General features: G+C 71.9%; 13 protein-coding genes. 1 reads left to right on the top strand and 12 read right to left on the bottom strand.

All coding sequences use genetic code 11. The features are described 5' to 3' along the window. Positions 1-53 precede the first annotated feature (53 nt). From FCN18_RS12600 to FCN18_RS12555, 10 genes are all read right to left on the bottom strand, one after another. Complete coding sequence (locus FCN18_RS12600) at positions 54-1,916, bottom strand: HtaA domain-containing protein (protein ID WP_137095057.1); 1,863 nt, start codon at positions 1,914-1,916, stop codon at positions 54-56. Beyond that, positions 1,913-3,010, bottom strand: coding sequence for a hypothetical protein (locus FCN18_RS12595; RefSeq protein WP_137095055.1), 1,098 nt, complete (start codon positions 3,008-3,010; stop codon positions 1,913-1,915). Before FCN18_RS12595 ends, FCN18_RS12600 begins: the two co-directional genes overlap by 4 nt. Before the next feature lie 16 nt (positions 3,011-3,026). Further along, on the bottom strand, positions 3,027-3,848 hold the full coding sequence (locus FCN18_RS12590) for a heme ABC transporter ATP-binding protein (RefSeq protein WP_206077876.1): 822 nt from the start codon (positions 3,846-3,848) through the stop codon (positions 3,027-3,029). Next, positions 3,845-4,942, bottom strand: a complete 1,098-nt coding sequence (locus FCN18_RS12585; RefSeq protein WP_228713897.1) for a FecCD family ABC transporter permease — start codon at positions 4,940-4,942, stop codon at positions 3,845-3,847. The genes FCN18_RS12590 and FCN18_RS12585 overlap by 4 nt, the downstream gene beginning before the upstream one ends. Next, positions 4,939-6,051, bottom strand: coding sequence for an ABC transporter substrate-binding protein (locus tag FCN18_RS12580; protein ID WP_228713895.1), 1,113 nt, complete (start codon positions 6,049-6,051; stop codon positions 4,939-4,941). The genes FCN18_RS12585 and FCN18_RS12580 overlap by 4 nt, the downstream gene beginning before the upstream one ends. 354 nt (positions 6,052-6,405) lie before the next feature. Next, positions 6,406-8,655: a heavy metal translocating P-type ATPase gene (locus FCN18_RS12575; protein WP_137095052.1), complete on the bottom strand. Its 2,250-nt coding sequence runs from the start codon at positions 8,653-8,655 to the stop codon at positions 6,406-6,408. Further along, positions 8,652-9,533 carry a hypothetical protein gene (locus tag FCN18_RS12570; RefSeq protein WP_137095050.1) on the bottom strand — a complete coding sequence of 294 codons (882 nt, stop codon included), beginning with the start codon at positions 9,531-9,533 and terminating at the stop codon, positions 8,652-8,654. The genes FCN18_RS12575 and FCN18_RS12570 overlap by 4 nt, the downstream gene beginning before the upstream one ends. Before the next feature lie 31 nt (positions 9,534-9,564). After that, positions 9,565-9,771 carry a heavy-metal-associated domain-containing protein gene (locus tag FCN18_RS12565; protein WP_112275230.1) on the bottom strand — a complete coding sequence of 69 codons (207 nt, stop codon included), beginning with the start codon at positions 9,769-9,771 and terminating at the stop codon, positions 9,565-9,567. 46 nt (positions 9,772-9,817) lie between these two features. After that, on the bottom strand, positions 9,818-10,099 hold the full coding sequence (locus FCN18_RS12560; protein WP_110342568.1) for a metal-sensitive transcriptional regulator: 282 nt from the start codon (positions 10,097-10,099) through the stop codon (positions 9,818-9,820). 116 nt (positions 10,100-10,215) lie between these two features. Further along, positions 10,216-10,827 carry a TetR/AcrR family transcriptional regulator gene (locus tag FCN18_RS12555; protein ID WP_137095048.1) on the bottom strand — a complete coding sequence of 204 codons (612 nt, stop codon included), beginning with the start codon at positions 10,825-10,827 and terminating at the stop codon, positions 10,216-10,218. A 116-nt stretch (positions 10,828-10,943) separates the two neighbouring features. On the opposite strand from FCN18_RS12555, the gene FCN18_RS12550 reads away from it, so the two are divergent. Continuing rightward, positions 10,944-11,624, top strand: coding sequence for a FadR/GntR family transcriptional regulator (locus tag FCN18_RS12550; protein WP_112275226.1), 681 nt, complete (start codon positions 10,944-10,946; stop codon positions 11,622-11,624). Between the two features lie 183 nt (positions 11,625-11,807). Here FCN18_RS12550 and FCN18_RS12545 read toward each other — a convergent pair whose 3' ends face one another. Then, entirely contained in the window at positions 11,808-12,560 is a 753-nt protein-coding gene (locus FCN18_RS12545; protein ID WP_112275224.1) for an SDR family NAD(P)-dependent oxidoreductase, read from the bottom strand. Between the two features lie 13 nt (positions 12,561-12,573). Further along, positions 12,574-13,422, bottom strand: a complete 849-nt coding sequence (locus FCN18_RS12540; protein ID WP_137095046.1) for a fumarylacetoacetate hydrolase family protein — start codon at positions 13,420-13,422, stop codon at positions 12,574-12,576. Positions 13,423-13,597: the final 175 nt, after the last annotated feature.

Raw genomic sequence — 13,597 nt, 5'->3', positions numbered from 1 at the left:
AGGCCACCTTGCCTGCGTTGAACGCAGGCAAGGTGGCCTTCACTGCGGTCGGGTCAGGCTCTGCTGCGGCGGCGGTTCGCCAGCAGGGTCAGCGCGACGCCGGCCACGAGCAGGGTCACGCCGACGTAGATCGGCCACGAGCCCAGGCCGGTGTAGGCCAGGTCGCCTGGGTTCGCCTGCGGCCGGAACCGCACGTCGGGCACCAGGTCGTCACCGGAGTTTCCGCCACCGGTGCTGACGCCACCCGTGTTCCCGCCGGGGCCGCCCGGCAGGGTCGCGCAGTCGGCGCCCAGCGTGAGCGACACCGGGTCGAGCTCGGCGCCGTCCTCGTAGAAGCCGCCGAAGGCGTCCGAGCTCGTCAGGGTCGCGGGCACGTTCCCGACGGACAGCACCCCGGCCTCGTTCGTCTTCTGCGCGCCCGCGAGGTCGAGGTTCGCGAGCGCCACCCCCGGCAGGTTCACCGGCTCCGACGGCGCGCCCTCCTCGGTGCGCAGCTCGACGTCGGCGTAGAGCGTGCCGGTGCCGCCGTCCACGACCACCTTCGGGTCGCCGAGCACGAACGTGAAGAAGTGCGAGGGGTAGGAGAACGTCACCGTGCCGCGGTACTGCACGGTGAAGGCCTCGGCGGAGGTGAACTGCGCGGAGCCGAACGCGAAGCGGTACGCACCGGTCGGCACTCCTGCCGGGTTGGGCACGCCGTCACGCGCGACCTCGTCGACGCCGGTGATCACGGCGCCGTCGGTGGCGGTGATGCTGTTGCCCTCGGCACCGCCGATGCCCACCCCGACGTAGCTGCGGAAGCTCTTGCGCAGGCCCCACAGCAGGTCGCCCTTGGCGGCGTTCTCCTGGGTCAGCACACACGTCGGCGCCGGATCGTCGTCGCCGTCGGGGCCGGGGTCGGCGCCCGGATCGGTCGACGGCGGCGCGAACGTCAGCGCGGTGACCGTGTCCCACGTCGTGTCGGTGGACTCGGCGGCGAAGGTGTAGACGCTGAACGGCGTCGCCGCCGCGGTGCGCGCCACGCCGTCGGCGCCGGTGTAGGCGGCCTTGACGGTGGTGGTGATCTGCCAGGTGCCGTCGCCGTTCACCGGGATGGCCTGGTCGAGCTGGTAGGCACCGCCCGCCGCGGGATCCTTGAGCACGTCGAGGCCGGGACCGATCCGCAGCCGGTAACCCTTGTCCCCGTTGCCATCGGGCGCGAAGCCGGTGCCCGCGATGGTCACTTCGGCGCCGTCCGGGTTCAGCCCGGTCGACGGGGTCACGGTGACCGAGGGCGTCGGCGGTGGTTCCGTGGCGGGTGGCGTGAACACGAGCCTGCCCGCGTCGAGCGCGGCACCCGGCTCGTAGAAGCCCGCGAAGGCCGCCGCGCCCTCCTCGGTGAGCGTCGCCGAGGTGATGGTGGCGGCGAGGTGGTCGCCCTCGGCCACGGGTGCGTCCTCGAACGTCAGGTCGGCGAACACCACCTCGGTGGGCTCCCGCACCTGTTGCGGGTCGTCGGCCGTGCCGTAGAACGCGTAGCTCACCGTGCCCTTGAGCGAGCCGGTGCCGTCGCCGTCGAAGGTCACCTTCGGGTCGGCGAAGGTGAAGTCCCAGATGAAGTGGCCGGGCATCGCGAACCCGACGGAGCCGCCGAACTCCACCGTGCCCGTGCCCGTCTCCGGGTCGAACGTGGACGCGCGCTGCGGCCACGAGAACGGCTCCGGGTCGGCCGACGCGCCGTCGGCGGGCGTGACCGTGCCGCCGAACATGGTCATGTAGTTGCGCCACGACTGCTTGATGCCCCAGTGCAGTCCCGTGGCCGACGCCTCCTCGCCTCCGGTGTCCTGCGCGGCGGCGGGACCCGCCGTCAGCGCGCCACCGGCGAGCAGCGTGAGCGTGCCCGCCGCGGCTCCCATTCTTCGCCAGATCGTTCTCACGTGTCGTTCCCTTCGATATCCCGGGTCCGGCGGCGCAGCCGCAGTACGACCGCGACCACCGCGACCACCAGTAGGACCGCTCCCCCGACGAGCAGCGCGACGAGCAGTGCGCTGCCCTTCTCCCCCTGCACCTGCGCCTGCGCGGGGGGCTCCGCAGGCGGGGGCGACGGTGACGTTCGCGCCGCCGCTCGGACCGACAGCTCGACGGATGTCTCCACAGTGGACCGTTCACCGGTGAACACGAGACGGTGGGTGCCCTCGGTGACGTGCTCGGGGATCGTCGCCGTGTACGTGAACCGCCCGTCGTCGCCCGCCCGCGCGGGCGGGAGGGTCACCGGGTCGGAGTGCAGCGTGACGCCGACGTTCTCGCCGGGCGTGAAACCGGTGCCGGTGACCTCGATCCGGTCCCCTGCACGGGCCTGCGTCGTCGCGGTCTCGACCGAGGGCGTCGGCGCGGGCGCCGTGGTGGTGGTCGTCGCGGGCGGGGCCTGCCGCGAGGGCGGCGCCGCCGCGGGCTCCTGCCGGGGGACGGCGAAGCGCACCGGCGTGAACGTCTCGTTGGCAGGGTTCACCACGCCGTGTGCGCCGATCGTGATGACGCCGCACTGCACCCGCGTGCAGTCGACCTGAGTCGTGTTGCCCTCCCGGTCGACGGCCTGGAAACGGGCGCCGGGTATCACGAGCTGCGCCTGCCACGTGCCGTCGGGGTTGACCACGCCGTTCGCGCTCGACCCCGTGTCACTGCCGGGGAAGGCGAGATAACGCTGGAAGCCGTTGTTGTCCCGCGACTCGGTGTCCTGCACGTAGCGGTATGTGCTGCCCGCGGCACCGCCCTGGCTCGGCTGCCACGCGCCCGCCGGGTTCGACACCCAGCCGAACAGCACGTACACGCCGCCGTGTCCACCGTGGACGGACTGGAACCCGGTGCCGCGCAGCTGGACGATCGTGGCGTAGTCGGGGTCGGCGGTGGACGGCGACACGCTCACCGACGCGCCCTGGGCGCTCGCGGTGCCGGTCAACGGGGCGGTGAACGCGGCGAGCAGCGTGGCCAGTGCCGCGGCACGCGCACGTCTGCCAGAGGGGGACTTGGTCATGGGCCTTTCCTGTTCGTTACCGGTACGGCAGGACGATGGGCTTTCCGGTACGGGGATGGCTGATCACCTCCACCGGGTGCTGGTAGACGCCGGAGAGCAGCTCGGCGCGGCAGACGTCCTCCGGGGGCCCGGCCTCGGCGAGGCCGCCCGCCGCGAGCACCGCGATCCGGTCGGCGTGTGCGGCGGCGAGGCCGAGGTCGTGCAGCACCACCAGCACCCCGGCGCCCTCCGACGCCCGCGCGCGGGCGAGCGCGAGGACCTGTTCCTGGTGGCGAAGGTCCAGCGCCGCGGTGGGCTCGTCGAGCAGGAGCAGGCTCGCCGACTGCGCGAGCACGCGGGCCAGCGCGGTGCGCGCCTGCTCCCCTCCGGACAGCGTCGGATAGGTCCGCGTGGCGAAGGCGGTGAGCTCGGTGTCGGCGAGCGCGGCGGCCACCGCCCGCTCGTCGTCGTCCTCGGCGGGCGTGCCCTCCCAGGGTGCCCGGCCCATCTCCACCACGGCGAGCACGTCGAACGGGAACGACACCGGGTTGTGCTGCGGCAGCACGGCCCTGCGCCTCGCGAGGTCCACTGTGGACCACGAAGGCGCGGGCCTGCCGTGGATCGAGACCGTGCCCGCCGAGGGGGCCAGATCGCCGGCGAGCACGCTGAGCAGCGTCGACTTGCCCGCGCCGTTGGGGCCGACGAGTGCGAGCACCTCGCCCGCGTGCACCCGCAGTGACACGCCGTCGAGCAGGCGTTTCCCGCCGATCGTGACCACCACCGCGTCCGCCTCGGCGAGCACGTCGCCCTCGGCCGGCGGTTCGGGCAGGCGTGCCGGTGCGCGCGAGAGGAGCCTCACGTCCAGCCTCCTTCCCTGCGCCGGGTGCGCAGCAGCAGCCAGAAGAAGAACGGGCCGCCGACGAGCGCGGTCAGCATGCCGATGGGCAGGTCCGCGTAGTGGAAGGCGTTGCGGGCCAGCAGGTCCGCGGCCGCGAGCAGCAACGCGCCGCCGAGGAGGCTCGCGGGGATCAGCACGCGGTGACCCGGCCCGGTGATCATGCGGATCAGGTGCGGCACCACGAGCCCGACGAAGCCGATGATGCCCGAGTACGACACCGCGGCGGAGACGGCGACGGCGACCACCACGATCGTCACCAGCCGCAGCGACTCGACGTCCACGCCGAGGTGCCGGGCCTGCCGATCACCGAGCGCCAGCAAGTCGAGCCGCCGGGCGAGCAACATCGACACGGCGACGCACACCGCGACGAGCGGCGCGATCGTGGCGACGTAGGCCCAGCGGCTGCCTGCCAGCGAACCGAGCTGCCAGAACACGATCTGCTCGCGCGCGGCCTGGTCGCCCGCGAAGACGAGGAACGCGATGGCGGCGTTGGCGACGGCGTTGACGGCGACGCCGGTGAGGATCATCGTGACCACCCCGGCGCGGCCCTTCGACCGCGCGAGCACGTACACCGCCAGCGTGGTGACAAGCCCGGTCGCGAACGCGAGCGCCGGGGTGGTGAACGCGCCGAGGAACGTCCAGCCGAACACAATGGACAGACACGCCCCGACAGCGGCGCCCGAGGAAACGCCCACCACCCCGGGTTCGGCGAGCGGGTTGCCGAAGCAGCCCTGCATCAGCGCGCCGCACACGCCGAGCACACCGCCGACGAGCAGCGCCAGCACCACGCGCGGGAAACGCACGTCCCACAGCGCCGCCTCGGCGAAGGGGTCGGCGGGCGCGGCGAGCACGTCGATGCCGATCCGGTTCAGCACCGAGCCGACGACCTGCGACGCGGGGATGCCGAACTGGCCGACGGCCGCGGAGGCGATGCTCACCATCACCAGCCCCACGGTGAGCACGGTGAACAGTGCGGCCACGCGCGCGGGCCTGCGTCTCGGCGGCGGCACGAGGTCCCCGCCGGAGGTCACCGGCGGGCTGACGGTGGCGGTCACCCGGCCGCCTCGAGAGAGTCCGGCGCGTAGAGCGCCCGCGCGAGCGCGTCGAGCACCGATGGGGTGAGCGGGCCGAAGCCGAGGATCTGGTAGTCGTTCATGTCCACGAAGCGACGGCGCTGTGCGGCCGGAGTCTGTGCCACGCCGGGGATACTGGCCGCGCCCTCCACGCCGCCGACCGACTCGAGCCCCTTGGTCATCAGCAGGATCACGTCCGGCTTGGCCTTGGCGAGCGCCTCGGGGTTGATGGGCCGCATCCCGTTGATGCCCACCTCGCTCGCGACGTCGACGGCGCCTAGCGCGGAGATCAGCGCGTCGGCGCCGGAACCCCTGCCGAACATGTGGTAGACGCCGGCGGAGCCGCGCAGGTACAGGAACACGACGCGGGGCCTGCGCGACTCCTCGTCCGGCACCAGCTTCGCGATCTCCGCCTTCTTCGCGGCGACCTCCCGGTCCAGCCGGTCGGCGAGCTGCCGTCCGGCGGCCTCGACGCCGAGCGCGGCGGCGACGGCGCGCACGATTTCGCCGTTGTTGTCGAGCGTGCGCCGCGGCGTCACGACCACCACCGGGATACCGGCGTCGCGCAGTTGCAGCACGACGTTCCACGGGCCGAGCGTCGTGTCCGTGAGGACGACGCTTGGCCGCAGGCCGAGGATGGCCTCGGGGTTGAGCTGGTGGCCGTTGCTCGTCACGAGCGGGAGGTCCGCCGCGGCCGGGAAACCGGTCGAGGAGTCCCTGCCGACCACGCGGTCGCCGAGCCCGAGGCCGAACACCGTCGCGGCGAGCGTGCCGGAGCGGTCGAGGGCGAGGATGCGGCTGGTGTCGGTGACGGTGACGCGGGTGCCCTGGTGGTCGGTGACGGTCGCGGGCAGCCGCGGGGCCGGCGCGGGCTCGATGGGCTGGATGTCGGGCTGTGCCACGACCGCCGTGGACGGCCCTTCGTGGGCGCGCGGGTCGGCGACCGGGGTCAGTTCCGCGAGCGGAGTCTGGTCGGCGATCCCCTCGGGAACGGCGGCGTTCGATCCCGGCTGTGGTGCGGGGCCGCAGCCCGCGAGCACCAGCACCATCCCGGCGAGCGCGGCTCGCCGTAACCCCAAGCGTCTGGACACTTAGGTGAGGCTAACCAAATTTATCCTTTTGGGTAGGCAAGCCTACCCTTCTTTACTGAGTCGTTACCACTTCCGGCGAGCCGGCCGGCCCTCAGACGCGGCAGCGGTGTTCACCCGAGCGGCCTCGTCGCGACCCTCAACGACCTGGCCGGGCGGGAACTCGCGCGGCGCGGCCCCGACCCGGACGAGAGCAGGCGCAACATCATCAGCATCACCGCGGCGGGCAGGCGCACGCTCAACCGCCTGGAGAAGGTGGTGGCCCAGGCACAAGGACGAGCTGCTCGCGCCGCTGTCGGCCAGCGAACGCGAGCAGCTCGTCGGTTTGCTCACCCGGGTGCTCGATCACCACACCCGTTAGCGGAACCGCCGCAGCCGGAGGCTGTTGCTCACCACGAACACGGAGCTGAGCGCCATCGCGGCACCGGCGAGCATCGGGTTCAGCAGCCCGGCGGCCGCGAGTGGCAGCGCCGCGACGTTGTAGGCGAACGCCCAGAACAGGTTGTGCTTGATGGTGCGCAACGTGCTCCGCGAGAGCCTGATCGCGTCGGCGGCGACCCGCAGGTCACCACGCACCAGCGTCAGGTCGCCGGCCTCGATCGCCACGTCGGTGCCCGTGCCCATCGCCAGCCCGAGGTCGGCCTGCGCGAGCGCTGCGGCGTCGTTGACGCCGTCGCCGACCATCGCGACGACCCTGCCCTCGGACTGCAGCCGCTTGACCACGTCCACCTTGTCCTGAGGCAGGACCTCGGCGAACACCTCGTCGATGCCCACCTCGGCGGCCACGGTCCTGGCCACGGCCTCGTTGTCACCCGTGAGCAGCACCGGCGTGAGTCCGAGCTCCCGCAGCCGCGCGACCGCCTCGGCCGAGGTCGGCTTGACGGTGTCGGCGACCTCCAGCACCGCGCGGACATCGCCGTCCCAGCCGACCGCCACAGCAGTACGGCCACGCGCCTCCGCCTCGGCCTTGACCTCGGCGAGCCCGTCCGGCAGGTGCAGGCCCCACTGTTCGAGCAGCGCGGGCCGCCCGGCCACCACTGCGTGGCCCTCGACGACGCCCTGGACGCCGAGCCCCTCGACGTTGGTGAACTCCTCCACCACAGGCAGCTCGCCTACCTTCTCCCGCGCGCCGCGGGCGATGGCCTTGGCGATCGGATGCTCGGAGGCGTTCTCCAGCGCACCCGCCAGCCGCAGGGCCTCGGCGTCGTCGACGCCGTCGGCCGCGTGCACGTTCGCGAGCGCCATCGTGCCCGTGGTGACCGTGCCGGTCTTGTCGAGCACGACGGTGTCCACGCGCCGGGTGGACTCCAGCACCTCGGGGCCCTTGATCAGGATGCCGAGCTGCGCGCCCCGCCCGGTGCCGACGAGCAGCGCCGTGGGCGTGGCGAGCCCCAGGGCACACGGGCAGGCGATGATCAGCACCGCGACCGCGGCCGTGAACGCCTCCGCCGCCGGGACGCCGGCGCCGAGCCAGAACATCAGCGTGCCCAGTGCGAGCGCGATGACGATCGGCACGAACACCGCCGAGATCCGGTCGGCCAGCCGCTGCACGGCCGCCTTGCCCGTCTGCGCGTCCTCGACCAGCTTCGCCATCTGGGCCAGCTGCGTGTCGGAGCCGACACGGGTCGCCCGCACGACCAGCCTGCCGCCCGCGTTCACGGTGGCGCCGGTCACGGTGTCGCCGAGGCCGACCTCGACCGGCACCGACTCGCCGGTGAGCATGCTCGCGTCGACCGCGGAGCTGCCCTCCTCGACCACGCCGTCGGTGGCGATCTTCTCGCCGGGCCGCACGACGAACCGGTCGCCGACCGCCAGCTGCCCGATGGGAACGCGCACCTCGCGGCCGTCGCGTAGCACCCCGACGTCCTTGGCGCCGAGCTCCAGCAGCGCCCGGAGCGCCGCGCCCGCGCGCCGCTTCGAACGGGCCTCGAAGTACCGCCCGGCGAGGATGAACGTGGTGACCCCGGCAGCGACCTCCAGATAGATGGACGCCTGGCCGCCGCCGCGCTCGAGCGTGAAATCGAAGCCGTGCGTCATCCCCGGCATGCCGGCCTCGCCCAGCAGCAGCGCGTACAGCGACCAGCCGAGCGCGGCGAGCGTGCCCATCGAGATGAGCGTGTCCATGGTCGCCGCGCCGTGCCGCAGGTTCGCCCACGCGGCCTTGTGGAACGGCCACGCGCCCCACACGACCACCGGCGCGGCCAACGTCAGCGAGATCCACTGCCAGTACTCGAACTGCCAGGCCGGGACCATGGCGAGCAGGATCACCGGCACCGAAAGCACGACCGATGCGATGAGCCGCTGGCGTGGGGCGCGCAGCGGGTCGTCCTCGTCCTCCGGCTCCCGCCGCGCCGTCTCCTCCGTGGGCTCCGGCGGCAGGGTCGCCGTGTATCCGGCGGCCTCCACCTGCGCGACGAGCTGGTCCGGCTCGACGCCGTCCGCGTAGCTGACCCTGGCCTTCTCGGTCGCGTAGTTGACCGTGGCGGTGACACCGTCGAGCTTGTTGAGCTTGCGCTCCACGCGCATGGCGCACGAGGCGCAGGTCATGCCGCCGATCTCGAGCTCGATCTCGTGGCCCGCGACTGTTTCCCGCACTCCGGCCGTCATGACCGCTCCCCCTCCACGGTGAACTCGGCCGTGCGCACCACGCCGTCGTGCTGGAAGTCCAGGAAAAGCCGGTAGGTACCCGCCGACGGCACCTCGGCGATGAACGGGATCACCGGGCCGCCGCTGTTCTCGCCGCCGGGGTGGACGTGCAGGTAGGCGAGGTCCCCGCCGCGCAGCGCCACGAGGTGTCCGTCGGCGCCGAGGTAGGGCTGCAGGTTGGTTACCGGCCTGCCGTCCTTGCTGACGGTGAGCCGCACCTCCGATGCTTCGCCGGCCACCAGATGCCCGTCGAGGCGGACCTCGTAGCCGTCGACGCGCGAGACCCGCGAGGGCTCGTGGGTCACCGGCTGGAAGTCGCCAGGCGCGAAGAGGTCGGCGCCGAGTGTCATCGCCTCACCGCCCGATGGCGCGAAGTCGGCGAACACGCGGTAGGCCCCTGGATCGGGCAGGTTCAACGGCACGGACCACGTGCCGTCGGCGGTCATCTCGGGATGGATGTGCTGGAAGTCCGCGGTGTCGCGGCGCACCACGATGAGGTGCATGCGCTTCTCGTGCTCGACCTCGAAGCGGGTGACGGGGTCACCGCCCGGGCCGGTGATGCGGAACGAGAAGCTCTCGGTGGTCCCCGGGGTCAGCGTCGTGCGGGTGGGCGTGAGGGTGTAGCCGCCCCTGGCCGACGCCAGTCCCTCGGGCTGGTCGACGTGCTCGGCTTCCGCGACGGTGCCGCTGTGTTCGTCCCCGCCCCCGGCGTGTTCCTCCTGACCGGGGGCACCAGCCTCGCTGGTGAGGGGACCGACAGCGGTTCCGATCGCCCACGCGCCAGTGGCGAGGAGGGCGAGCGTGACACCGTAGGCGGACAGCTTCGCTGCTGTGTTCATGTCGGTCCTGTCGTCGCTTCTTGTCGAAGTGCTATGCCGTGAGCTGGTACCCGGCCTCCTCGACCGCGGCTCGCACGTCGGCGAGGCCCAGTTCCTTCGCGCTGGTGACGGTGACCGCGCCCGTCGGGACGTCGACGGACACGTCGGTCACACCGTCGATGGCCCCGACCTCCTCACTCACCGAGCGCGCGCAGTGCTCGCAGGTCATCCCGGTGACGGTGTAGGTCGTCTCGGTCATCGCGGTTCTCCTTGCTCTGTCTGTGGTTGTCGGTTTCGTCGTGGTGTCAGGAGCGGACGAGCCGGGCGATCGCGTCGCTGGCCTCGCGCACCTTCTCCTCCGCGGTCTCGCCGCCCTCGGCGATGGCCTGCGCCACACAGTGCTTGAGGTGCTCGTCCATGAGCCCGAGGGACACCGCCTGCAGTGCCTTGGTGGCCGCGGCGATCTGGGTGAGCACGTCGATGCAGTACTCGTCGTTCTCGACCATCCGCTGCAGTCCCCTGATCTGTCCCTCGACGCGGCGCAGCCGCTTGAGGTAGGCGTCCTTGTCGCCGGTGTATCCCCGCATCGCTCTTCTCCCTCTACTACCGCCGGATCACCTCGAGTGTACCCCCTACCCGTATAGGTCGAAGCCATCTCGGGTGCTCCGGTGGGACATTTATACCCTAGGGGGGTAGGGCATTGTCAAGGACGGTCGCCGGCCAGCAGTGAGTCGAGCAGCCGTCGCACGGCGGTTCCCATCGCGGCGCGGGCGTCCTCGTCACGGACGTCCGAGGTCATGACGACACCGGCTTGCAACAGGGCGCCATGGAGCAGGTGCGCGAGCGGTTCGGCGGGCTGAACGGGCAGGACGCCGTCGCGGATCGCCGACGCGAGCCTCTCGACGAGCAAGCCCCACGGCCCGCGCGTACGTTCGGAGCCGTTCCACCACCGCCAGCCGAGCACCGACGGCACCTCGCGCAGGAGCAGCCTGCGCACCTCCGGTTCGAGGCACGCGTCGAGGAACGCCTGTGCGCTGACCCGCAGGCCTTCCGCCGGATCACCGTCGAGGCCGGCCGTCGCCGCGCGCACGCGGTCGGCCACGCGGGCCTCCACCGCCTCGGCTGCGGCCGCGAACAGCGCTTCCTTGTCGGTGAAGTGGTAGTAGAGCGCGGCCCTGGTCACCCCGGCGCGGTTGACGACCTCACTCGTGGCCGTGTCGGCGAACCCCTTCTCGGTGAACAGATCCACCGCCGCGACGACGAGGGCGTGACGCGCCGCGTCGCTGCGTTCCAGCTCGCGGTTCCGCGCCACCACACACGGATTTTACGCTCCGGCACCGTGATAGCGAAGCAAAGTAAAGATCCGATGTATCCTGACTCTGACGCGGCCGCGGCCCGCCGCCCGGCGCGGCCGGAACAGCGAGGAGAACGATGTCCGTCACCGACGCCGCCATCGAGGCGATCAAGCAGATGATCGTCGACGGCGAGTTGCGCCCCGGCGACCGGCTCCCCCGCGAGCCCGACCTCGCCGAGCGACTCGGCCTGTCGAGGAACTCGCTGCGTGAAGCCGTGCGCGCCCTGTCGCTCATTCACGTGCTCGACGTCAAACAGGGCGACGGCACCTACGTGACGAGCCTCGAGCCGGCACTGCTCATGGATGCCATGAGCTTCGTGGTGGATTTCCACCGCGACGACACCGTGCTGCAGTTCCTGGAGGCGCGGCGCATCCTCGAACCGGCGGCGACCGCGATGGCCGCCACCAACATGTCGCAGGAAGACATCGGAGGCCTCGCGACGCTCATCGACTCCCTCGGCGACAAGCCCACCGTCGAGCAACTCGTCGCCAACGACCTGGAGTTCCACCGCCGGATCGCGGCGGGCTCCGGCAACCAGGTGCTCTCGTCGCTGGTGGAGAGCGTCTCGGGGCGAACGCAGCGCGCGCGGACGTGGCGGGGCATCACACAGGAGGCGGCGGTGGAGCGCACGCTGGCCGAGCATCGCGCCATCCAGCAGGCGCTCGCGGCGGGACAGCCCGACGTCGCCCGAGCCTGGGCAACGGTCCACATCGCCGGCGTAGAGCAGTGGATCCGCCAAACCCTCGTGGAAAACTGACCCGCCTGCCCAGCCGCAGTGAAGGCCACCTTGCCTGCGTTGAACGCAGTGATGGTGGCCTTCACTGCAGTTGGCGCGCGGACCCTCCTGCCGCCAAGGGAACCCTCTCGGCGGTCCCGACTTCCCCCAAGGCCACCTTTGTTGCGTTGAGCGCACCTAAGGTGGCCTTGGGGAGCGATCAGCTCACTGGGCGGGGCGGAGGCGGAGGTCTTGCATGCCGCCGTCGACGGCGAGGCCGACGCCGCTCGTGGAGCCGGCAAGGGGGCTCGCGAGGTAGACCACCGCGTGGGCGACCTCCTCGGGCGAGACGAGCCGGCCGTGCGGTTGCCGCGCGCACAACGCGGCCCGCTCCGCCTCCGGATCGTCGGCCCTGTCCAGCAGCCTGCCGATCCACGGGGTGTCGGCGGTCCCGGGATTGACGCAGTTGACCCGGATCCCTTCACGCAGGTGGTCGGCCGCCATCGCCCGCGACAGCGCCAGCACCGCGCCCTTCGACGCGCTGTAGAGCGCCCGCTGCGGCAGCCCGGCCGTCGCCGCGATCGAGCCCACGTTGACGATCGCCGCCGACGACGACCTCCGCAGGTACGGCAGGGCCGCGCGGGCGGTGCGCACCATGCCGAGCACGTTGACGTCGAGCACCCGCAGCCACTCCGCGTCGTCGTTGTCGGCGACCGTGCCCTGCGCCCCGATGCCCGCGTTGTTGACCAGCACGTCGAGCCCGCCGAAGCGGTCGGCCACCGCGTCGATGGCCTCCCGCACCGACGCGTCGTCGGTGACGTCGGCCCGCACGCCGAGGACGCCGTCGGCGTCTGGCACCGGCCGCAGGTCCAGCGCCGCGACGCGCGCCCCCCGCTCGCGCAGCGCGGCCACCACCGCGGCGCCGATGCCGGACGCTCCTCCGGTGACCGCGGCGACCCGCCCGTCGAACTCCGCCATGCTGCCTGCCTTCCTAGTACGCGACGAACTCCTGCCGCTGACGGCCGAGCCCCTCGATCTCCAGCTCCACCACGTCGCCCGCCCGCAGATACGGGAACTTCCCCGACAGCGCGACTCCCTGCGGCGTGCCGGTCATGATCAGGTCGCCCGGCTCGAGGGTCAGGTACCTGCTGATGTGCCACACCAGGAACTCGACGCCGAAGATCAGATCCGCGGTGGTCGAGTCCTGTCTCGGCTCGCCGTTTACCCAGCTGCGGAGGCGCAGCGCGGTGTGGTCCACCTCGTCGGGGGTGACGAGCCACGGGCCGACGGGGTTGAAGCCGGGCGCGCACTTGCCCTTGCTCCACTGCCCGCCCGAGTCGACGAGCTGGTACTGCCGCTCCGACACGTCGTTGCCCAGCACGAAGCCCGCGACGTGGGCCATGCTGTCGGCGGGCGAGTCCAGGTAGGCCGCCCGGCTGCCGATCACGACCCCGAGCTCCACCTCCCAGTCGGTGCGCTCGCTGCCCGGAGGGATGGTGACGGCGTCCTCGGGGCCGACGACGGTGTTGGGCGTCTTGAGGAACAGGATCGGGGTCTCGGGCGGCTCCGAGCCCGACTCGGCGGCGTGCGCCGCGTAGTTCATGCCAACGCACACGACCGCGCTCGGGCGGGCGATCGGCGGGCCGATCCGTTGTGCCCCAACGCTTTCCAGCTCTGGCAGCTGTCCGGCGTCGCGCGCGGCGCGCACCGCGCCGAGCCCGCCTCCGGCGAGGAACGCGCCGTCGAGGTCCGCCGTCAGGCCGCTCAGGTCGTAGGTCCGCCCGCCGTCGATCAGGACGGGCCGCTCCTCACCGACAGGGCCGAGCCGGGCCAGTTTCACGGTGCACTCCTCACGCCAGTGGTCGGGTGTCTCTGCCGGGCCGACTGTAGATCATCAGCAAAAACGACGACAGGTATTGCGAATGGTAGGCGTAATATGCCTCAACATCGAGCCTTGACGGTACAGACATCGGATGTCTATCGTTCGGCGGTGACGTAGCTCATACGACAGGAGC

It is taken from the genome of Prauserella endophytica, from assembly GCF_005146945.1.
Classification (GTDB): domain Bacteria; phylum Actinomycetota; class Actinomycetes; order Mycobacteriales; family Pseudonocardiaceae; genus Prauserella_A; species Prauserella_A endophytica.
This window is presented reverse-complemented; position numbering and strand designations above follow the sequence as displayed.